The sequence below is a fragment of the Alsobacter sp. P4_H11 genome (genome assembly GCF_056400925.1).
In genome coordinates, this window is the sequence record NZ_JBFUKI010000007.1 from 208633 (window position 1) to 227912 (window position 19280).

Below are 19280 nucleotides of genomic sequence, written 5' to 3' on the forward strand. Positions count from 1 at the left end.
GGTCAGGCGAGAGCCTGAGCGTCAGGCCGGCCGCTTGAGCCCGACCGCGGCGAGCGCCTGCGCTTGCCGCGCCTCGACGGCCGGCAGGGCGAAATCTTCCATCGCGTCCTCGAAGAGGCGGTGGAAATTCAGCTCGGCCGACAGATGCAGGAACACGCCGCCGAGGCCGATGGCGGCGCGGTCCATGAACACGAACTCCTGCGGCACCCGCACGGGCCCCTTCTCCTTCAGCGCCTTATGCACCGTGAAGGCCTCGCGCCGCCCGTACTCGGCGGGGCTGACCTTGTCCGCAATGGTGCGCACCCGGTCGTCCAGCAGCGGCCCGTAGATGAACCGAGCCCAGATGTTCAGGATTTCGATGAGCTCCTTGGTGAGCCCCTTGAAGCCCCACACCTCGTAGGCGTGCACCACGCGGTCCGGGTCGTTCTCCAGAAGCCCCCGATAAAGGTCGACTACACCGCCCACGAAGCTCGGCGGGAAGATGCGGATGCAGCCGTAATCGAGCAGGTTGATGCCCTGCGGCTCGCCGCCTTCCGAAAACACCGTGTAGTTGCCGAGATGCGGGTCGCCGTGGATCACGCCGAAGCGGCTGAACGGCGTCCACCATGCCTTGAACATCGCGGTGGCGATGCGATTTCGCTCCACCAGCGAGTGCTGCTTGAAGCTCAGCATCTTCTCGCCCTCGAGCCAGTCGAGGGTCAGGAGGCGCCCGGTCGACAGCTCCGGCCAGACGCCCGGCACACGCACCTGCGGCTCGTCCTTCAGCATGGCGGCGTAGAGCGCGGCGTGCTTCGCCTCGCGGCGATAGTCGAGCTCCTCGCGCACCCGCGCGCCGATCTCCTTGGAGATCTCGCGCGTGTCGATGGCCGGGTCCATGCGCCGGTGCAGCGAAAACAGAAGCTCGAGCTGCTGCAGGTCCGCCTCCACGGCCGACTGCATGTCGGGATATTGCAGCTTGCAGGCCAACAGCGAGCCATCCTTGGCGGTCGCCTTGTGGACCTGCCCCAACGAGGCGGCCGCGGAGGACCGCAACTCGAACGAGCCGAAGCGCGACTGCCAGTCGGCGCCGAGCTCCGCCATCATGCGCCGCTTCACAAAGGCGGGCCCCATCGGCGGCGCGTCGCTCTGCAGCTTGGAGAGTTCCTCGGCGTATTCGGGCGGCAGCACGTCCGGGATCGTCGCCATGAGCTGGGCGACTTTCATGAGCGGGCCCTTGAGCCCCCCGAGCGCCTGCGTCAGCGCCTGCGCGCCTGAGCGCTCGCCGTCGCGCCCGAACAGCCGCGCCCCAGCGATGCGCGCTGCAGCGCCGCCCACATTCGCCCCCACCCGCGCATAGCGCGCCGCCCGTGCGGAGAAGCGGTTCCGTTCGTCGTCTTGATCAGCCATGCGGAGGATATGGGGCGCTTGATGCGCGCTGTCGATGGCGCAGCCGGAGCGTGGCGCTAGTCAGCCGGAGGGCAGGTTGTCGCGGATCCAGCGCGCGAGGCCTTCCTCGCTCACCGAGCCGGCCGCAAGCTCCAGCACAACCGCTGTCGCGGCCGCCGCCCTCACACCACAAACCGACCGCAACCGGAGGATGCCTACTCCATCCCTTCCAGCTCGACGATCATGCCCTCGATCAGGTTGAGTCCGATGCTCCAGAAGGCCGGATCGCGGGCGTCCAGCCCGAACGGCGCAAGCAGCTCGGTGTGATGCTTGGTGCCGCCGGCGGCCAGCATGGCGAGGTATCGGTCCGCGAAGCCGTCCTGGGCCTTCTCGTAAACACCGTAGAGCGAGTTCACGAGGCAATCGCCGAACGCATAGGCGTAGACGTAGAACGGCGAGTGGATGAAGTGCGGGATGTAGGTCCAGAAGGTTTCGTAGCCGGGTCCTAGGCGGATCGAAGGCCCCAGGCTCTCGGCCTGCACGTTCATCCACATCTCGCCGAGTTGCTCGGACGTCAGCTCGCCGGCCGCCCGGGTTGTGTGGACATCGCGCTCGAAGCTGTAGAACGCGATCTGCCGCACCACCGTGTTGATCATGTCCTCCACCTTGGCGGCCAGCATCGCCTTGCGGGCGGCGCGATCAGTGGTCTTGGCCAGCAACGCCCGGAAGGTCAGCATCTCGCCGAAAACCGACGCGGTCTCGGCCAGCGTCAGCGGCGTCGGCGCCATCAGCGCGCCGTTCGGCGCGGCCAGCACCTGGTGCACGCCGTGGCCCAGCTCATGCGCCAGCGTCATCACGTCGCGCGGCCGGCCCTGATAGTTCAGCAGCACGTAGGGATGCGCGGACGGCACGGTCGGATGCGCGAAAGCGCCCGGCGCCTTGCCGGGCCGCACCGGCGCATCGATCCAGCGGCCATCGAAGAAGCGGCGGGCGATCTCGGACATCTGCGGCGAGAAGCCGTTGTAGGCGTCAAGCACGGTGTCGCGCGCCTCCGGCCACCCGATGGTGCGCTGCTCGACCTTGGGCAGCGGCGCATTGCGGTCCCAGAAGTTCAGGGCGTCGACGCCGAACCACTTCGACTTCAGCGCATAATAGCGGTGCGACAGGCGCGGATAGGCGGCGCGCACGGCCGACACCAGCGCGTCCACCACCTCGCGCTCGACGCGGTTCGACAGGTGGCGGCTGTCCGCCACGTCCCCGAAGCCGCGCCAGCGGTCCGCGATCTCCCGGTCCTTCGCGAGCGTGTTGGTGATCAGCGTGAACGTGCGCAGATTGGCGCCCAGCGTCTTGGCGATCGCCTCCGCGGCGGTGCGCCGGACCTCGCCGTCGGCGTCCTGCAGCTTGTTCAACGTGGGTTCGAGCGTCAGCTCCTCGCCGCCGATCTGGAACTTCAGGGACGAGATCGTCTCGTCGAACAGCCTGTTCCAGGCGGCCCGCCCCGTGACGGACTTCTCATGGAAGAGCTGCTCGAGCTTGTCGTCCAGCTGGTAGGGCTTCTCCTTGCGGATGTCCTCCAGCCACGGCCGGTAATGGCTCAGCGGCGCGTGGGCGGCCAGCGCGTCGAGCTTGGAATCGTCGACGCGATTCAGTTCGAGCTGGAAGAACAGCAGGTCCGAAGAGGCCGCCGTCAGCCGCTCCTGGGCGTCGCCGTAGAACTTCGCCCGCTTGGGGTCGGTGGTGTCGCCCGCGTAAACCAGCCCGGCATATGAGATCACGCGGCCAAGCCGATCCTCCAGCGCCTCGTAGCGGCGCACGGCCGTGAACAGCGTCTCGGCCCCGTCCGCCGCCGAAACCAGGCTCTCGAGCTTGCCCCTATAGGCGTCCGCGAACGCCTTGCACTCAGCCTCGGCGTCGCCGAGCTCTTTGGAGAATTCAGGCGAATCCATCGCCGGATAGAGGTCGGTCAGATCCCATTCCGGCAAATCGCCGAGCGCCGCGCCGGCATTGGAGGCGGATGCGGAAGCGTGAACAACGGACCTGAGCAGCGGCATGTCTCACCATCTGAAAAAAGAACAGGAATCTGGATAGCACATATGGCCTCGATCGCACTGCCAGCAACCGGCCGCGCAGGGCAGCCATTCGGTCGCCTGTTAAAGAGGCGTTTACCCGGCGCAGTCACGATCGCGCCGAAACGGGACATACAACCCAAGGCGGCAGATGAGCAGCACGATCCTGATCGTCGATGACGATCCCATTCAGCGCCGCCTTCTCGACAGCATGATGTCGCGCCTCGGCTATGGCACGCGCGTTTGCGAGGGCGGCGAACAGGCGCTCGCGCTTCTGACCGGGCCCGAAGCCGACTCGATCGATCTCGTGATCCTCGATCTCGTAATGCCGAACCTGGACGGCATGGGCGTCCTCAGCAGCCTGCGTCAGGCCGGCAAGGCCGTTCCGGTGATCGTCCAGACCGCCCACGGCTCCATCGAAACCGTGATCAACGCCATGCGGGCCGGCGCGGCGGACTTCGTCGTGAAGCCGGTCGGCGCCGAGCGGCTCGCGGTCTCGATCAAGAACGCGTTGCGCACCGAGGCGCTCGAGGACGAGATCCGGCGCATCAACCGCCACGTCCAGGGCACGCTCACCTTCAAGGACCTGGTCACCCGCAGCCCCGAGATGGCGCGCGTGATCCGGCTCGGCGAGCGCGCGGCCAAATCCAACATCCCGGTGTTGCTGGAAGGCGAATCCGGCGTCGGCAAGGAGTTGCTGGCCCGCGCCATCCAGGGCTCGTCGGAGCGTCGCGGGCGACCCTTCGTCACCGTCAATTGCGGTGCCATCCCGGACAACCTCGTCGAATCCATCCTGTTCGGGCACGAGAAGGGCGCCTTCACCGGCGCCACCGAGCGGCATGTCGGCAAGTTCGTCGAGGCGAATGGCGGCACGCTGTTCCTGGACGAGGTCGGCGACCTGCCGCTCGACGCGCAGGTGAAGCTGCTGCGCGCCATCCAGGAAGGCGAAGTGGACCCCGTCGGCGGGCGCAAGACCGTGAAGGTCGACGTCCGGCTGATCTCGGCCACCAACGCCAACCTGATCGAGGCCGTGAAGCAGGGCCGCTTCCGCGAGGACCTGTTCTACCGCCTCAACGTCTTCCCGATCACGATCCCGCCGCTGCGCGCGCGCCGCGAGGATGTCGTCGATCTCGCCCGCCGCTTCATGGCGCGCTTCGCCGCAGAAGAGGGCAAGCGCCTGCGCGGCCTTTCGGCCGAGGCCGCCGCGCTGCTGGCCAGCTATCCCTGGCCCGGCAACGTCCGCCAGCTCGAGAATACTGTCTTCCGGGCCGTCGTGCTGTGCGACGGGGACGAGTTGACGCTGGACGAATTCCCGCAGATCGCCGCCCAGGTCGACGGTTTCGAAGTCCGGATGCCGCCCGCGCCGCCGCCGATCGTGCCGGCGTCCGTCTACAGCATGCCGCCGACCCAGCCGCAGCCGCCGCGTCTGGTCGATGATTACGCCGCCCACGGAGCCGCCTTCGCGGCTGCCCCGCAGCCTCCGATCGAGTTGCGCGACCCGAGCCGCATCGCCCTGCTGGACGAGAACGGCGACGTCCGCACCCTGGCGGCGCTCGAAGAGGAAGCGATTCGGTTTGCACTTGGCCACTACCGGTCGCACATGACCGAGATGGCCCGCAAACTCGGGATCGGCCGCTCGACCCTTTACCGGAAGTTGAAGGAACTCGGGCTCGACGATTCCGACGAGCAGGCCGAGAACGCTGCAGCCTGAGAAGCGATGTTCGCCGGCCACACAGCATCGCCAAAGCGGGCGCGTGTGGCGGCGCACAGGCCTTTCGCAAGCGTTTGCATTGTGCCGTTCGTAGGTTTGGGCGCTAAAACCCGAGGCTAGGTCGCCGATGGCGAATCGACTGGAGTTTGGGATGCGCGCGCGCAGCCGAAGTGCGTCTTGGGTTGGTGTTTCGGCGCTCGCGATGGGGCTCGCGCTCGCATGGCCGGCCTCTGCGCAGAGCGACGCCGCGATTGCGGCCGTCGCCGATCAGGGCGTCTCGGTTCCGCTGCCTGATGAACCGTCCGTTCTGGCCGTGGACGCTGACGCGGCGGCCGAGAAGCGCGCCTCCACCGTCGAAGTCCCGCTGCCGGACGAGCCGACGCAGCTCATCGTCGAGCACGCGGCCCCGTCCGCGCCGGCCGCAGTCGTGGCCGCGCCCAACAGCCCCGCCGTCGACATCCCGCCGCCTGATCTCCCCGCCGTCACGGTCGTGATCGACCGGCCCGCCGCCGCCGTGGCCGCGCTCGAGCCGGCCGTTCTGCGGGATGCGCTGAAAGCCTTCGTGGACGGCGGCGGCAAGCCGTCCGCCCCGGTGGCCAGGCTCGGCAAGAAAGAGCGCGAGCAGATCGCGGCGTTTTACGCCGCCCGCAACGACGAACCCCTCTGGATCTTGGCCGGCGCGCCCGGGCCCGCCGCAAAGCGGCTCCACGCCCAGATCGCCACCGCCGAGGACGACGGGCTCGACCTTTCCGCCTATCCGACGCCGCGCCTCGACGCCGTTGCGGCCGAGGACGCCGCGGGCGCCGAGATCGCCCTCTCGGCCGCCGCGGTCGCCTATGCACGCGACGCTCGCGGCGCCCGGATCGAGCCGAGCCGGCTGTCGAACCTGATCACGCCCGATATCGACCTTCCGGCTCCAGCCGAAATCCTGACCGCCGTCGTGGGCGCCGCCGACGCCGGGCAGGCGCTCGCCGCCTATCAGCCGCCCCATGCCGGTTATCTCGCCCTCAAGGCGAAGCTGCACGAGTTGCGGGAATCCACCGGCGCGGTGCGGCAGGAGCGCGACGAGTTCGAGGGCCCGCCGCTCCGGTTCGGCTCATCCGACGAGCGCGTGCCGCTGATCCGCGCGCGCCTCTCGCTCGCGCCGAAATCAGACATCGCCTATGACGACGACCTGATCGCGGCCGTGAAGAGCTTCCAGCGCGAGCGGCGGGTGCGGGCGACCGGCATCTTCGACCAGCGCACCGCCGACCTGCTCACCGGCCGCATTCGCTCGAATCCCGGCGCCATCGGGCTTGGCGACATCATCGCCAACATGGAGCGCTGGCGCTGGCTGCCGCAGGATCTCGGCGCGCGCCACATCGAGGTGAACCTGCCCGAGTACACGCTGCGCCTCTACGAGGACGGCAAGGTCATCCACCGCACGCGCGTGGTGGTCGGCAAGACGACCTCGCCGACCCCGATCTTCTCGCACATGATGGACCACGTCATTGTCAACCCGTCGTGGTACCTGCCGCCGTCCATCCTGAAGAACGAGTTCCTGCCCAAGATGGCGGCCGACCCGCTCTACGCGCAGCGGCTCGGTTACGAGGTCATCCGGCGCGGCGACCGCGTTTCGGTCCGCCAGCCGCCCGGCGAGCGCAATGCGCTCGGCTTCATCAAGTTCATGTTCCCCAACCAGCATGCCGTCTACCTGCACGACACGCCGTCGCGCGCGCTGTTCGGCAACGAGAAGCGCGCCTTCAGCCATGGTTGCGTGCGCGTCGAGAACCCGTTCCGGCTGGCCGACTTCGTGCTTGGCGACCAGGGCTTCGACGAGAAGCGCCTGAGGGCGATGATCGGCAAGGGCGAGCGCACCATTCACTTCAAGCAGGCGCTGCCGATCCATCTCACCTACTTCACAGTCGGGGTGGACGATGCGGGCCGCCTCGTGCGCCGCGAGGACCTCTACGGCTATGACGGCCGGGTCAAAACGGCGCTCGGCGTCGGCCCGGATGGCCGCCGCTTCGCGCATGCGACAACCCTGCCCCAGTCCCGGCAGCCCTGAGCTGCCCTCCACGGAGCGGCGCCGTCAACAGGCGAGCCTCGCCAAGGCTTTGACCTGACCTCTTCGCCGTGGTCATATTCGCCCCGATCGGACCCAGGCTGACGTCGGCTCTCGCGAGTCGGCGGTGGAACGACGCAATGGACCGCCGGCCCCCTTGGGGCCAAGGCGGCCCGCAGGGGGGCGCTAACGTGCCATTAATCCTTTTGGGCAAGGTTCAATTCATCATTCCAACGGTTTTGGGCGTGTTTGCGCCTTTTTCCGACCAACCGATGAGTTGAATCTTGCGTTCAAGGCGTGCGTCTCGACCCGCGGCTCTCGCATCGCGTTGCCTTCGTTCGGCGACGCCCGCGCTTGCGGCGATCACGATGATCCTGGGCGCGACCGGCGATGTCGGGAACGCGGTCGCGGATGGCGGCACCCGGTCGCTGAGCATCTACCACACGCATTCCAAGGAAAGCGCGACCATCACGTTCAAGCGGAACGGGGTGTTCGACCGCGACGGGCTCGAGAAGCTGAACTGGATGCTCCGCGACTGGCGTCGCGACGAGCCCACCAGCATGGACCCGCGCCTGTTCGACATCGTGTGGGAAGTGTACCGCGAGGTCGGCTCCGAGGAGCCCATCAACGTCGTTTCGGCCTATCGCGCGCCCGAGACCAACGCGATGCTGCGCCGCCGCTCGCGCGCGGTCGCCAAGCACTCGCAGCACATGCTCGGCAAGGCGATGGACTTCTACCTGCCGGACGCCTCCATGGCGAAGGTGCGCGAAGTCGGCCTGCGTCTTCAGCGCGGCGGCGTCGGCTACTACCCCACAGCCTACAACCCCTTCGTGCATCTCGACGCCGGCAGCGTGCGTCATTGGCCCCGTCTCAGCCGTGACCAGCTCACGCGCCTGTTCCCGGACGGCAAGACCGTCCACCTCCCGCTCGATAACAAGCCGATGGCCCGCTACGAGGAAGCGGCCGCCGAGGTCATCGCCAATGGCGGCACCGTGTTCGGCGGCGGCGGCGGCGAGGGTGAGGAAGGCGGCACCCGCGTGGTGGCGAGCCGCAAGGGCAAGAGCTTCTTCGCGGCGCTGTTCGGCCTTGGCGGCGAGGACGAGGACGAGGAATTCGCGCAGCCGACGCGCGGTCGCGGACGCGGCCAGCCGAGGCCGCCCGCGCAGGTCGCCGCCTATGCGCCGACGCCGGGCGAGGACGACCGCTACGTCGCCGTGAACGCGTCGCGGTCGCTGTTCGGGTCGTCCGACCCTGCCCCGGCCCGCAGCCAGCCCTTCGCGCGCCGTCAGCCCGCGCCTGAGCCCGCTCCCGCCCCGGTCCAGGCGCCTGTCCAGGTCGCCTCCTTGGGCCCCGCCGGCATGGCCGTCATGGAGCCCTCACCGCCGCCCGAGCCGGCTCCCGCGCCCGCGCAACCGCGGCGCGTCGACGTCCCGCTTCCGACCGCCCGACCGGCCAACATCGTCCCGCCACCCCCGCCGGTGGCGGCCGCACAGGTCGCCGAGCCCCAGCCGACCCAGCCGCAGCTCGTGTGGCAGGCCGGCCCCGCTGGGGCCCCGACCGCCGTCGAGGCGCGCGTCGTCAACGTTCCGCTGCCGATGGCGCGCCCGGCCGACCTCGGCTCCGGCGCGTCGGCCGCGCCGGTCTACGCCAACGTGCCGCTGCCGCCCTCGCGGCCCGTCACGGTGGCCTCGCTGGTCCCGATGGTCCCGGCCTCGATGCCGATCGCGCCGGCGTCCGGCGCGCTGCCGGCCGGCATGCCGAGCCTGCGCCCCACCGAGGCGCCGCATGCGGCCGCGACCACCACGGTTGCGAGCAGGCAGCCTGAACCGGCTCATGATCCCGACGCCACCGCGTCGCTGGACCGTGATGGGCTTCAAAGCCTCTTCGCGGGCGCCAGCCTGTCCGGCCAGGTGCAGCTGCGCACCGCCGTGGTGAATACCGCCAAGGCCAAGCCCTCCGCCAGGGACGTTCCGGGCGGCGGCTCCAAGCCGGCGTCAACGGTCGCGATGCGGTTCGAGCAGGCTCCGGCCGAATTGAGGACGGATCGTTTCAGCGGCCCGGCCGTGAAGGCGCTGCCCACCGCGTCCTTCAGCCCCACGCGCTGATCTCCGCTCAAAAGAAAAGCGCGCCGCCGAGGCGACGCGCTTGCTGCCGACAAGGATGTCGCGGGCCGGTCAGCCCATCCCGAGCGCTTCGAGATAGAGCTCCATGATGGCCTCCTGCTCCTTGCGCTCGGCGTGATCCTGCTTCCGGATCGCCACGATCTTGCGGATGATCTTGGTATCGAAGCCGTTGCCCTTGGCCTCGCCATACACATCCTTGATGTCTTCGCTGAGTGCTTTCTTCTCTTCCTCGAGGCGCTCGATGCGCTCGATGATGGCCTTCAGCTGGTCGGCCGCGATCGAAGTGTCCATTGAGTCTGCCCCGCGAGAATCGTCGTCGTTTGGAGGCTGGGGGTTTCGGACATGGGGCGGCTGCGGTCAAGGCCCGCGTCGCGGCCCTGTGGAACGCGGGGACAGGCGCGCGACCCAGCCGTCAGATGCTCGGGCCCGGATCGGGGCGAAACGCGGCCCTGTGGCGGCTCTCCGTCCGCGTCGGATGCCGCTCCACCCGGTGCTGCGCCGGATCCGCGAGGATCGTTTCCAGCGCGGCCACCATGCGGTCGCCCCACTCCGCCTGACCCTCCGCCGTTGCGATGAGATCCTGCCGAACCTCCACCAGTGCGTTGGAGAGGCCGCGAACGGTGGCGTGGCGGTTCACGGTGTCGCCCGCCAGCGCGCCGTCATAGGGTTCGTTGTCGCCGACCACCAGCGCCCGGTCGGCCGCCAGCGCGGCGATGAGCGGCAGGGGCAGGCGCGGATCGGCGTCCCACAGCACGGTGACGTGCCAGGGCCGCGGAACGCCCTTCCAGGCGGGCGTGAACGAGTGCATCGACACGATGGCGGGCGGAACGCCCGACGCGAGGGCCTCATCGACGGCTGCGCCAACCGCCCGGTCATACGGCCGATAGAACCGCGCCAGCCGCCGTTCCACCTCGGCTCGATCGACCCGGGCGTTGCCCGGCACCACGGCCCCGTCCGACAGCCGCATCACCAGCGTGGGATCGTCTTCGCCCCGGTTGGGGTCGATCAGCAGCCGCGAGAACGTGCTGAGCACGGCCGGGCAACCCAGCCGCTCCGCCATGCGCCGCGTGACAACCGCGATGCCGATGTCATACGCGATGTGCCGCTCCAGCTCGGAGGCCGGCATGCCGAGGCTGGCGTAATCCGCCGGAATACGGTTCGACGCATGGTCGCAGAGCAGCACCACGCCGCTGGCGGGATCGCCTGGAATGATGACGGGTCGTTCGATCGGGGCGGCGTCGCGCGGGGCAGGCATGCAAGGATCCCAGTGACCCGCAACCATAGTGACGGGCCCGACGAACTGCCATAGGACAGTGGCCTTTCCCACCGTGAAGCGGTTTTCCATGAGCGCCCCTGAAGCCGCCCGTTCCGGGCCCTCCTCGTCGGCGCCCGGCGTGGCGAGCGGCCGCGCCGGCGCTCTCGCGGCGTTGATCGGCGGCGCGCTCGCGATGGGCGTCTCGCCCCTGTTCGTCCGACTGGCGAGCGACGCCGGGGTCGGCCCCTTCGCGTCCGCGTTCTGGCGCGTCGCGCTGGCGCTTCCGGTCCTTTACGGCTGGGCCCTGCTGGAGGAGCGCTCCGCCGGCGCAGGCGCGCGGCCCACCTTCACCAAGGCCGCCGTCGTGTCGGGGCTGCTGTTCGCCGGCGACCTCCTGTTCTGGCACCTCGCCATCCTGAAGACCACCATCGCGAACGCGACGTTCTTCGCCACCACGGCGCCGATCTGGGTGGTGCTGTTCTCGTGGCTGGCGCTGAAGCAGAAGATCCGGCGCGAGATCGTGGTCGGCATCGCGATCTGCACGCTGGGCGGCGTCGCGCTGATCGGCAACTCGCTGCAGGTCGATCCCGCCAAGCTGCGCGGCGACCTCATGGGCCTCGCCACCGCGGTGTTCTTTGGGCTGTACTTCATCGCCGTCCAGGCGGCGCGCAAGCATGCGGGCGCGGCCCGGGTCACCTTCGCGCTGTCCTGCGTCACCAGCGTTATCCTGCTCGCCGCCGCGCTGCTGTCCGGGGACGCGCTCTGGCCCGCCACCATGGGCGGCCTCGCGGCGTTGTTTGCGATGTCGTGGCTGAGCCACGCGGGCGGCCAGGGGCTGCTTTCGGTGGCGCTCGGCCGCCTGCCGGCGGTGTTCTCCTCCCTGGTGATCTTCCTGGAGGCAATCGCGGCCGCCATCGTGGCGTGGATCGCGCTGGGCGAAGCGCTCACGCTGGTGCAGTCTTTGGGCGGCGCCCTGATCCTGATCGGCATCTGGGTGGCCCGGCCAAGAACCGATAAAGACCGGACCCAAGAAGGCCGGACCCAAGAAGCCCGAACGCAAGAGGGCGAAAAACAGGGAGATCCCGATGCGTGACGCCGCCGAAACCAGAGCGACCCTGCGAGCCATCTTCGACGCGGCGGTCCGTGCGGCTCACCCCAGCGATTGCCTGCCGGCGTTTCTTCCCGAGCCTCCCGCCAAGGGGCAGATCATCGTGCTTGCGGCCGGCAAGGCCGCGGCCAGCATGACGGCGGCGGCCGAACGGTTCTATCTCGACGAGCGCGGCGTAGCGCCGGCCAGGCTCTCCGGCCTCGCGGTCACGCGCATCGGCTATGGCGAGCCGACACGGGTCGTCGGCGTGGTGGAAGCCGGCCATCCGGTCCCCGACGAAGCCGGGCTGGCCGCGGCGCGCAGCACGCTGGCGCTGGCCCAGGCGGCCGGCGAGGACGATCTCGTGCTGGCGCTGATCTCGGGCGGCGGCTCCGCCAACTGGATCGCACCGGCGGGCGGGCTCACGCTGGCCGAGAAGCAGGGCCTCACCCGCGCGCTGCTGCGTTCGGGCGCGTCCATCGGCGAGATCAACACGCTGCGCAAGCGCCTGTCGCTGATCAAGGGCGGCCGCCTCGCCCGCATCGCGGCTCCGGCCCGCATCGTCACGCTGGCGATCTCGGACGTGCCGGGCGACGATCCCTCTACCATCGCGTCGGGGCCGACGGTCCCGGACCAGACCACCATGGCGGACGCGCGCGCCGTGGCGGCGAAATACAAGCTGGACCTGCCTCCGGCCGCGAAGGCGCTGCTGGACGACGACGCCAACGAGACGCCCAAGCCCGGCGATCCCGCCTTCGCGCGCGCCGAATTCGCCATCGTGGCGACGCCCGCGCAGTCGCTCGCGGCGGCCGCCGAAGCCGCCAAGGCGGCCGGCTACGAGCCGCTCCTGCTGGGCGCGGACCTGGAGGGCGAGGCGCGCGACGTCGCCCGCGCGCACGCCGAGGAGGCGCTGCGCCTCAAAGCCGCCGGCCAGAAAGCGGCTCTCCTGTCCGGAGGCGAACTCACGGTCACCATCAAGGGCGAAGGCCGGGGCGGCCCCAACCAGGAATACGCGCTGGCGCTCGCCCTCGCGTTGGACGGGGAGAGCGGGATCGCGGCGCTGGCGGGCGACACCGACGGCACCGACGGCGGCGCCGGCAAGGCGGATGACCCTGCGGGCGCGATCGTGGACGCCACCACGCTGCGACGCGCGCGCGAAGCGGGCCTCGATGCCCAGGCCTGCCTGGATGGCAACGATTCCACCGGCTTCTTCGAGGCGATCGGCGACCTGCTGCAGCCCGGGCCGACCCGCACCAATGTCAATGACCTGCGGGTCGTGCTGATCGGTTGACAGCGCCCGGCCAGCCTCGCCAAATCGCAGCCGAATCGCGCCCTTCCGGGTTCACCACGGATACGCTCTCGCCCATGTCGATGCGACTTCCCGCGCTGCTCGCCGCCGCGCTTGTCTCCACGGTGGCGTTCGCCGCGCCGGCGCTGGCGGACCTGCGCCTGTGCAACCTCACCCAGAGCCGCATCGGCGTCGCGCTCGGCTATCGCGACGGCCAGGGCTGGCTGTCCGAAGGCTGGTGGAACCTGAAGCCGAACGAGTGCGAGACCATGCTCAAGGGCGGGCTGGCGGCGCGCTTCTACTACATCTACGCCCAGGACTATGACCGCGGCGGCGAGTGGGGCGGCAAGACCTTCATGTGCACGCGCGACAAGGAATTCACGGTGCGCGGCATCGAGGATTGCCTGGCGCGCGGCTTCGACCGCGTCGGCTTCTTCGAGATCGACACCGGAGAGCAGAAGAGCTGGACCGTGCAGCTCACCGACCCTAGCCGCGCCGCCCCCGCGACCCCGCCGAAGGGCAACTGACGCCGTTACTCGGCGGCCTGCAGAGCCCGGCGCGCCTCATCGGCGACCCGGTCGATCTCGCCCAGCACGCGCTCGGTCTCCACGTGGTGCGGCATGTGGCCGACGCCCGGCAGCAGGATCAGCTTCGAGCCGGCGATCTGGCGGCTGATCGCCACCGAGTGGATCACCGGCGACACGATCTTGTCCGCCTCGCCATGCAGGATGCTGGTCGGAACCGTGATCTCGCCATAGCGCGGAGCCTGCGCCTCCACATAGGCGTGAAGATCGAGGAGATCCTCCGCATTGGCCTGGAACTCGGCCGGCCGCAGCAGCAGCCTCACCGCGGTGCGCTCCGCGTAATCGGGCGGCGGCGTGTTGGGCGAGAACACGCCCCTGATCCCGGCGTCCAGCGCGAGCGCGGTGACGGGCGTCGCGATCGAGTAGTTGAACGCCGGCGCGAGGCGGCTGTCGGCGGCGGCCGAGTTGTACCAGGCCACGCCTCCCATCCACGGATGGGTCGCGCCCGAAACGAGCACGAGGCCGCTCACCAGGTCCTTGTGGTTCAGCGCGAAGGCGGTCGCGAGCGCGCCCGACCAGGAGTGGCCGACCACCACGGCCCGGTCCACCCCGATGTCGCGCAGCGCGGCGCGGATGGTTTCGGCCTGCCGGGCCGGCGAGGCGTCGGCGCGACCGCCCGGGCGGGTCGTCCAGCCATGCCCCGGCCGATCCACCGCGATGACCCGGTACCGCTCGGCCAACCGATCGCCGAGCGCCATCATCATGTCGCCCGAGTTGGCCGATGCGCCATGCAGCAGCAGCACCGTGCCGGCGCTGTCGCGATCGCGCGGGCCACGGTCGACCAGGTGAACGGTCGCGCCGGCGACGCGCACGAGCTTGCCGCGCGGCGAGTATCGGCGATCCATGTAGCCAGCCAGCACCGCCGAGGCGGCGGCTGAGGTCAAGGCTACGCCGGCCGTGAGCGCCAGCGTATTGGCGAAAAACTTCATGAGGCGGAGAACTCCCGGTTCCGACGCTTACGCGCGAGACCCCGGAAAAGGTTCAGGACGCGGACGCGCCAAATGCCGCACCGTCGTCCCGATTGTCAGAGGCTGGTTTCGCCTACGTCCGGCTCGAGGCTCTGCACGGCCTTCTTCACGTCGGCTAGAAACGGGTTCACGGCCAGGGCCTTGCGAAACACCTCATAGGCCTGCTTCCGGTCGCCGTTGGATTGCAGGATGATCCCCAGGCCCGAGAGGGCGCCGAAATGGCGCGGCTCGCGTGACAGCGTCTCGCGCAGGTCCGCCATGGAGCGCGTCATGTCGCCCATCATGAAGAACACCGTCGCGCGCTTGTTCCAGGCTTCCGCCCAATTGGGCTGCAGCGCGATCGCGCGGTCGAGGAGTTCGATGGCGAGCGGCTGGTCGTCTTGCGCGGCCTCCATGGCCCGGCTCAGCAGGAGGTCGGCCGTGTCGCTGCCCGAGCGCATCCAGCGCCGCTGGATGCTGGCCACGATGCCCTTGGCCTCGCTCTCGTCCGTCGTGCGGGCGAGCCGCTCATAAAGATCGCCAAGGCTGGCGGCCCGGGGAGGCGGCGGCGCCTCGGCCTTTTTGGGCGCCGGCTGCGGCGGGGCCGCAAGGGCGGCGTCGCCCAGGATGGCGAGGCTTAGGCCGGAGAGCAGGAGGATCCGGATCGCGCGCATCCGGTCAACATAAGGCTCGAACCCGGCCTGTCAAAGGCTCCGCTGTCGCAGCCGGCCGCAAACGAACGAAAACAGGGCGCAGAGGCTGCGCCCTGTTCGATGGATCACGTTGAAAGCCGGCCCGAGGGCCAGCCGCCGGGGCTCAGCCCTGGCGCGCCTTGTAGCGCTTCTGGGTCTTGTTGATGATGTAGACGCGGCCCTTGCGGCGCACGATCTGGTTGTCGCGGTGACGCTCGCGCAGCGACTTGAGAGAGTTGCGGATCTTCATCGGTCCAGTCTCGCTTCAAACGGTCGCGCGGAACGACCTGAATGGGTCTAGGATTTGCGCGGGCACGACGTAAACCACGTGGTTCTGCGGCCCACGCGCCCCTTCGGTGTTGGTGAATAGTCCATCCGCTCGCGGGTTTCAAGCCGGAGAGGGCGGAAAGCTGCGCCTGTGATCGCATTTCCACACCGGCTCTGGAACGCCTGCCCGGTCGCAAGGGCTTCCAGCCCCGCCTCGCCGCCTCTAGGATCGCGCAAAACGCATCAGCGAGGACGCCCCATGAGCAGCGCCGCCCCCCACGGCCCCGTCACGACCCGCCGCGAGGGCGATGTTGCGCTGATCCTGGTGGACAGCCCGCCGGTCAACGCCCTGTCGCAGGCCGTGCGGGCGGGGCTGCTGGAGGCCGTCCGCGACGCGGCCGGCGACTCAGACGTCAACGCCATCGTGCTGGCATGCGAGGGCCGCACCTTCATCGCCGGGGCCGACATTCGCGAGTTCGGCAAGCCGCCGCTCGCGCCCGGCCTGTCGGACGTGCTGGCCGCGATCGAGACCTGCGAAAAGCCCGTCGTGGCCGCGATCCACGGCACGGCGCTGGGCGGCGGCTTCGAGGTCGCGCTCAGTTGCCATGGCCGCATCGCCGACAGGGGCGCTGCGGTCGGCCTGCCCGAAGTGAAGCTCGGCATCATCCCTGGCGCGGGTGGAACGCAGCGCACGCCGCGCCTCGCCGGGCCGGTCGCCGCGCTTGAGATGATCGCGTCCGGCAAGCCCGTGAAGGCCGCCCAGGCCAGGCCCATGGGCCTGCTGGACGCCGTCGCGTCGGGCGACCTGCGCGCCGAAGCGATTACGCTCGCCCGCAGTCTCGTCGGCAAGCCGCTGCGCCGGACGGGCGAGCTCTCCATGCCGGCGTTCGACCCTGCGGCCTTCGACAAGGCCGCGGCCGCTGTCGTCAACAAGGCGCGCGGCCAACTCTCGCCCGTGCGCGCCGTCGAGGCCGTGCGGCTCGCCACCACGACGACGATCCGCGAAGGCCTCGCGGCCGAGCGCGGGATCTTCAGCGAGCTGGTCGGCTCCGACCAGGCCAAGGCGCTGCGCTACGCGTTCTTCTCCGAGCGCGAAGTCCAGCGCGTCCCGCACCTGGAGGGCGTCACGCCCCGCAAGGTCGAAACCGTCGGGGTCATCGGAGCCGGCACCATGGGAGCCGGCATCGCGGTGTCGCTTCTCGACGCCGGGCTTCGCGTCACCGTGGTGGAAACCAGCACGGCCGCCGTCGGGGCGGGCTGGGACCGCATCGCCGGCCTTTACGCGCGGGCGCTCAAATCCGGCCGCATCGATGAAGCCGGCAAGGACGAGCGGCTCTCGCGGCTGACCGTCTCGGAGGATTTCGGCGACCTCGCCGGGTGCGACCTCGTGATCGAGGCGGCCTTCGAGGAAATGGGCGTCAAGAAGGAGATCTTCGGCCGGCTTGGCCCGGTTGCGCGGGCTGGAGCCGTGCTGGCCACCAACACGTCCTATCTGGACGTGAACGAGATCGCGCAATCCTCGGGACGCCCCGCCGACGTGATCGGGCTGCACTTCTTCTCGCCCGCCAACATCATGCGCCTCGTTGAGGTCGTCGAGGGCGCGGCCAGCGCCCCCGATGCGGTCGCGACGGGCGTCGCCCTCGCCAAACGGCTTGGCAAACTGCCGGTGACCTGCGGGGTCTGCGACGGCTTCGTCGGCAATCGCATCCTGGCGACCTGGCGGCAGATCACCGACTTCGCGCTCGAGGACGGCGCGCTGCCCGAAGAGGTCGACGCCGCGCTGGAAAGCTACGGCATGGCGATGGGGCCTTTCGCGGTGGCCGACCTCGCGGGCCTCGACATCGGCGCCGCCCGCCGCAAGCGCCTCGCTCCAACGCGTGATCCGAAGGCGCGCTACGGCGGAACCGTCGCGGACCGTCTCTGCGCGCTGGGACGCTTCGGCCAGAAGACGGGCGCGGGCTACTACCGCTATGTGGACGGCAAGCGGCAGGTCGACCCCGAGGTGACCGCGATCGTCCAGTCGGTCTCGGCGGAGCTCGGCCGCCCGCGCGAGCCGTTCGACCCGGATCGGCTCGTCCGGCGCGTGCGCGCCGCCATGGCGAATGAGGGAGCCAGGATCCTGGCCGAAAAGATCGTCCCGCGCGCGCTCGACATCGACATGGTGCTGCTGCACGGCTACGGCTTCCCGGCCTGGCGCGGCGGCCCGATGTTCGAGGCCGATCTTGTCGGGCTACCGACAATCCTGGCCGACATGCGCGAGATCCATGCCGCCTTCGGGCATGGGTGGGAGCCGGCCGAACTGCTGGTTCAACTGGCCGGAAGTGGCGGCTCCTTCGGTTCTCACCACCGCCCGGGGTAAGGCGCTAGCGCTAGGCCTTGGGGTCGCCTTCCATGGCGGGGACGCCCTCGGCCGCTGATCCGAGCCGGCGCTGCATGATGACCTGGTCCAGCCAGCGCCCGTGCTTGTAGCCGACGTCGCGCACCACGCCGGCGTTCAGGAAGCCGAGCGCACGGTGCAGCGCGATCGAGCCGGTCGACGAGCTGTCGCCGATCACGCCGATCATCTGCCGGAAGCCCTGCCGCTCGCAATGCGCGATCAGGGACGACAGCAGCGCCCGGCCGACGCCCCGCCCCTGAACCTCGGGGGCGACATAAATCGAATCTTCCACCGTGAACCGATAGGCGGGCCGCGGCCGGTATGCTGACGCGTAGGCGTAGCCCACGATCCGGTCGTCGGCCTCGGCCACCAGATAGGGATAGCCGGCGGCCAGCAATTCGCGGCGACGCCGCGCCATCTCGGCCTCGTCGGGCGGGTCGATCTCGAACGACGCCGTGCCGTTCAGGACGGCGTGCGAATAGATCGCCGTGATGTCGGGCAGGTCGCGATCTTCGGACGGGCGGACGATGGAGGTCATTCGGGGGCTCGGCTTCTGCCTGTCCTTTGTGGCGCCATCCGGCTGCGGGCGAAAGTCGCTCCAGTTGCGCCGCAACAAAAAAGGCCCCGGGGGTTGCCCCGGGGCCTCACTTCAAGCCGTCGCGGCCCGTCGTTTAGTCGTTCCGCTGACCCATCAGGGAGAGCAGGAACTGGAACATGTTGATGAAGTTCAGGTACAGCGACAGGGCGCCCATGATGGAAGCCTTGCCGGCCATGGTCTGGTCGTGGCCGACCACGTCGTACTCTTCCTTCAGGCGCTGCGTGTCCCAGGCGGTCAGGCCGGCGAAGATGCCGACGCCCACGAGGTTGATCACGAACTGCAGCGCGCCGCTCTGGAAGAAGATGTTGGCCAGGCTCGCGATGATCAGGCCGAAGAGACCCATCACCAGGAACGACCCCATCGCCGAGAGGCTACGCTTGGTCGTGTAGCCGTACAGCGAGAGCGCGCCGAACGAGGCCGCCGTGATGAACAGCGTCTGCACGATGCTGCCCATCTTGAACACGAGGAAGATCGTGCTCAGCGAAAGGCCCATCACGGTCGCGAAGGCCCAGAACGTGCCCATCAGGGCGCCGAGGCTCATCCTCTCGAAGCGGAACGAAAGGAAGAACACGAAGCCGAGCGGCGCCAGCATGACCAGCCACTTCAGGGGGCTGAGATAGAGCGCGGCGCCGAAGCCCGTCAGGTAGATGGAGCGGCCGATCGGATAGGCGGTCGGCACGGACGATACGGCGGCCATGTAGGTCCCGAGCGCCACGAGCGCCGAGATCGCAAGCGCGATCGTCATGTGGTTGTAGATGCCGAGCATATAGGCGCGCAGGCCCTGGTCGTACTCGGCGACGCCAGCCCGGCCGGCGACGGGCCCGAACTGGGAATAGGCGTTGCGGTCATAGTTCGACATGTGCGTCCTCGCAGAGC

At 69.4% G+C, this 19280-nt stretch carries 16 protein-coding genes; 7 read left to right on the plus strand and 9 right to left on the minus strand.

Annotation, left to right across the window (positions count from 1 at the left end):
- Positions 1–21: 21 nt before the first annotated feature.
- Together AC1DSZ_RS14415 and AC1DSZ_RS14420 are read right to left on the minus strand one after the other, a co-directional pair.
- Positions 22–1386, minus strand: a complete 1365-nt coding sequence (locus AC1DSZ_RS14415) for an ABC1 kinase family protein (RefSeq protein ID WP_476839035.1) — start codon at positions 1384–1386, stop codon at positions 22–24.
- A gap of 194 nt (positions 1387–1580) precedes the next feature.
- Complete coding sequence (locus AC1DSZ_RS14420) at positions 1581–3416, minus strand: M3 family oligoendopeptidase (protein WP_476839036.1); 1836 nt, start codon at positions 3414–3416, stop codon at positions 1581–1583.
- A gap of 166 nt (positions 3417–3582) precedes the next feature.
- On the opposite strand from AC1DSZ_RS14420, the gene AC1DSZ_RS14425 reads away from it, so the two are divergent.
- The 3 genes from AC1DSZ_RS14425 to AC1DSZ_RS14435 all read left to right on the plus strand — a co-directional run bounded on the left by AC1DSZ_RS14425 (position 3583) and on the right by AC1DSZ_RS14435 (position 9291).
- Positions 3583–5142, plus strand: coding sequence for a sigma-54-dependent transcriptional regulator (locus AC1DSZ_RS14425; RefSeq protein ID WP_476839037.1), 1560 nt, complete (start codon positions 3583–3585; stop codon positions 5140–5142).
- Between the two features lie 202 nt (positions 5143–5344).
- A complete protein-coding gene (locus AC1DSZ_RS14430; RefSeq protein WP_476839038.1) occupies positions 5345–7189 on the plus strand; it encodes a L,D-transpeptidase family protein in 1845 nt (614 codons plus the stop codon).
- Between the two features lie 365 nt (positions 7190–7554).
- Entirely contained in the window at positions 7555–9291 is a 1737-nt protein-coding gene (locus tag AC1DSZ_RS14435) for a peptidoglycan L,D-endopeptidase MepK (protein ID WP_476839039.1), read from the plus strand.
- 69 nt (positions 9292–9360) lie between these two features.
- Here the strand turns inward: AC1DSZ_RS14435 and AC1DSZ_RS14440 are convergent, their stop codons facing one another.
- The gene (locus AC1DSZ_RS14440) at positions 9361–9600 is read right to left on the minus strand and encodes a DUF2312 domain-containing protein (RefSeq protein ID WP_188519482.1); all 240 of its coding nucleotides are present in this window, start codon (positions 9598–9600) and stop codon (positions 9361–9363) included.
- A 121-nt stretch (positions 9601–9721) separates the two neighbouring features.
- Positions 9722–10564, minus strand: a complete 843-nt coding sequence (locus tag AC1DSZ_RS14445) for an N-formylglutamate amidohydrolase (RefSeq protein WP_476839040.1) — start codon at positions 10562–10564, stop codon at positions 9722–9724.
- 88 nt (positions 10565–10652) lie between these two features.
- Here AC1DSZ_RS14445 and AC1DSZ_RS14450 point away from each other — a divergent pair, with 88 nt between their 5' ends.
- The 3 genes from AC1DSZ_RS14450 to AC1DSZ_RS14460 all read left to right on the plus strand — a co-directional run bounded on the left by AC1DSZ_RS14450 (position 10653) and on the right by AC1DSZ_RS14460 (position 13466).
- Complete coding sequence (locus AC1DSZ_RS14450) at positions 10653–11657, plus strand: DMT family transporter (protein ID WP_476839041.1); 1005 nt, start codon at positions 10653–10655, stop codon at positions 11655–11657.
- Positions 11650–12942 (plus strand): glycerate kinase type-2 family protein, encoded by a 1293-nt coding sequence (locus tag AC1DSZ_RS14455; protein ID WP_476839042.1) that lies wholly within the window; start codon positions 11650–11652, stop codon positions 12940–12942. Before AC1DSZ_RS14450 ends, AC1DSZ_RS14455 begins: the two co-directional genes overlap by 8 nt.
- Before the next feature lie 80 nt (positions 12943–13022).
- Positions 13023–13466, plus strand: a complete 444-nt coding sequence (locus tag AC1DSZ_RS14460) for a DUF1036 domain-containing protein (protein ID WP_476839166.1) — start codon at positions 13023–13025, stop codon at positions 13464–13466.
- Between the two features lie 5 nt (positions 13467–13471).
- On the opposite strand, the gene AC1DSZ_RS14465 is transcribed toward AC1DSZ_RS14460, so the two are convergent.
- The 3 genes from AC1DSZ_RS14465 to ykgO form a co-directional block, all read right to left on the minus strand.
- Positions 13472–14452: an alpha/beta fold hydrolase gene (locus AC1DSZ_RS14465; protein ID WP_476839043.1), complete on the minus strand. Its 981-nt coding sequence runs from the start codon at positions 14450–14452 to the stop codon at positions 13472–13474.
- Positions 14453–14547: 95 nt separating this feature from the next.
- Positions 14548–15144 (minus strand): tetratricopeptide repeat protein, encoded by a 597-nt coding sequence (locus AC1DSZ_RS14470; protein WP_476839044.1) that lies wholly within the window; start codon positions 15142–15144, stop codon positions 14548–14550.
- A gap of 142 nt (positions 15145–15286) precedes the next feature.
- On the minus strand, positions 15287–15412 hold the full coding sequence (ykgO, locus tag AC1DSZ_RS14475; protein ID WP_106334813.1) for a type B 50S ribosomal protein L36: 126 nt from the start codon (positions 15410–15412) through the stop codon (positions 15287–15289).
- Between the two features lie 276 nt (positions 15413–15688).
- Here ykgO and AC1DSZ_RS14480 point away from each other — a divergent pair, with 276 nt between their 5' ends.
- Positions 15689–17788 carry a 3-hydroxyacyl-CoA dehydrogenase NAD-binding domain-containing protein gene (locus tag AC1DSZ_RS14480; protein WP_476839045.1) on the plus strand — a complete coding sequence of 700 codons (2100 nt, stop codon included), beginning with the start codon at positions 15689–15691 and terminating at the stop codon, positions 17786–17788.
- A 10-nt stretch (positions 17789–17798) separates the two neighbouring features.
- Here the strand turns inward: AC1DSZ_RS14480 and AC1DSZ_RS14485 are convergent, their stop codons facing one another.
- Entirely contained in the window at positions 17799–18344 is a 546-nt protein-coding gene (locus tag AC1DSZ_RS14485; RefSeq protein WP_476839046.1) for an N-acetyltransferase family protein, read from the minus strand.
- A gap of 133 nt (positions 18345–18477) precedes the next feature.
- A complete protein-coding gene (locus AC1DSZ_RS14490; protein WP_476839047.1) occupies positions 18478–19263 on the minus strand; it encodes a Bax inhibitor-1/YccA family protein in 786 nt (261 codons plus the stop codon).
- Between the last annotated feature and the right edge of the window lie 17 nt (positions 19264–19280).

Coding starts and splice junctions, on each gene's coding strand:
- AC1DSZ_RS14465 (WP_476839043.1), bottom strand. CDS start 14,452: ATGAAGTTTTTCGCCAATACGCTGGCGCTCACGGCCGGCGTAGCCTTG.
- AC1DSZ_RS14460 (WP_476839166.1), top strand. CDS start 13,023: ATGCGACTTCCCGCGCTGCTCGCCGCCGCGCTTGTCTCCACGGTGGCG.
- AC1DSZ_RS14455 (WP_476839042.1), top strand. CDS start 11,650: ATGCGTGACGCCGCCGAAACCAGAGCGACCCTGCGAGCCATCTTCGAC.
- ykgO (WP_106334813.1), bottom strand. CDS start 15,412: ATGAAGATCCGCAACTCTCTCAAGTCGCTGCGCGAGCGTCACCGCGAC.
- AC1DSZ_RS14415 (WP_476839035.1), bottom strand. CDS start 1,386: ATGGCTGATCAAGACGACGAACGGAACCGCTTCTCCGCACGGGCGGCG.
- AC1DSZ_RS14490 (WP_476839047.1), bottom strand. CDS start 19,263: ATGTCGAACTATGACCGCAACGCCTATTCCCAGTTCGGGCCCGTCGCC.
- AC1DSZ_RS14470 (WP_476839044.1), bottom strand. CDS start 15,144: ATGCGCGCGATCCGGATCCTCCTGCTCTCCGGCCTAAGCCTCGCCATC.
- AC1DSZ_RS14485 (WP_476839046.1), bottom strand. CDS start 18,344: ATGACCTCCATCGTCCGCCCGTCCGAAGATCGCGACCTGCCCGACATC.
- AC1DSZ_RS14435 (WP_476839039.1), top strand. CDS start 7,555: ATGATCCTGGGCGCGACCGGCGATGTCGGGAACGCGGTCGCGGATGGC.
- AC1DSZ_RS14440 (WP_188519482.1), bottom strand. CDS start 9,600: ATGGACACTTCGATCGCGGCCGACCAGCTGAAGGCCATCATCGAGCGC.
- AC1DSZ_RS14425 (WP_476839037.1), top strand. CDS start 3,583: ATGAGCAGCACGATCCTGATCGTCGATGACGATCCCATTCAGCGCCGC.
- AC1DSZ_RS14480 (WP_476839045.1), top strand. CDS start 15,689: ATGAGCAGCGCCGCCCCCCACGGCCCCGTCACGACCCGCCGCGAGGGC.
- AC1DSZ_RS14420 (WP_476839036.1), bottom strand. CDS start 3,416: ATGCCGCTGCTCAGGTCCGTTGTTCACGCTTCCGCATCCGCCTCCAAT.
- AC1DSZ_RS14445 (WP_476839040.1), bottom strand. CDS start 10,564: ATGCCTGCCCCGCGCGACGCCGCCCCGATCGAACGACCCGTCATCATT.
- AC1DSZ_RS14430 (WP_476839038.1), top strand. CDS start 5,345: ATGGGGCTCGCGCTCGCATGGCCGGCCTCTGCGCAGAGCGACGCCGCG.
- AC1DSZ_RS14450 (WP_476839041.1), top strand. CDS start 10,653: ATGAGCGCCCCTGAAGCCGCCCGTTCCGGGCCCTCCTCGTCGGCGCCC.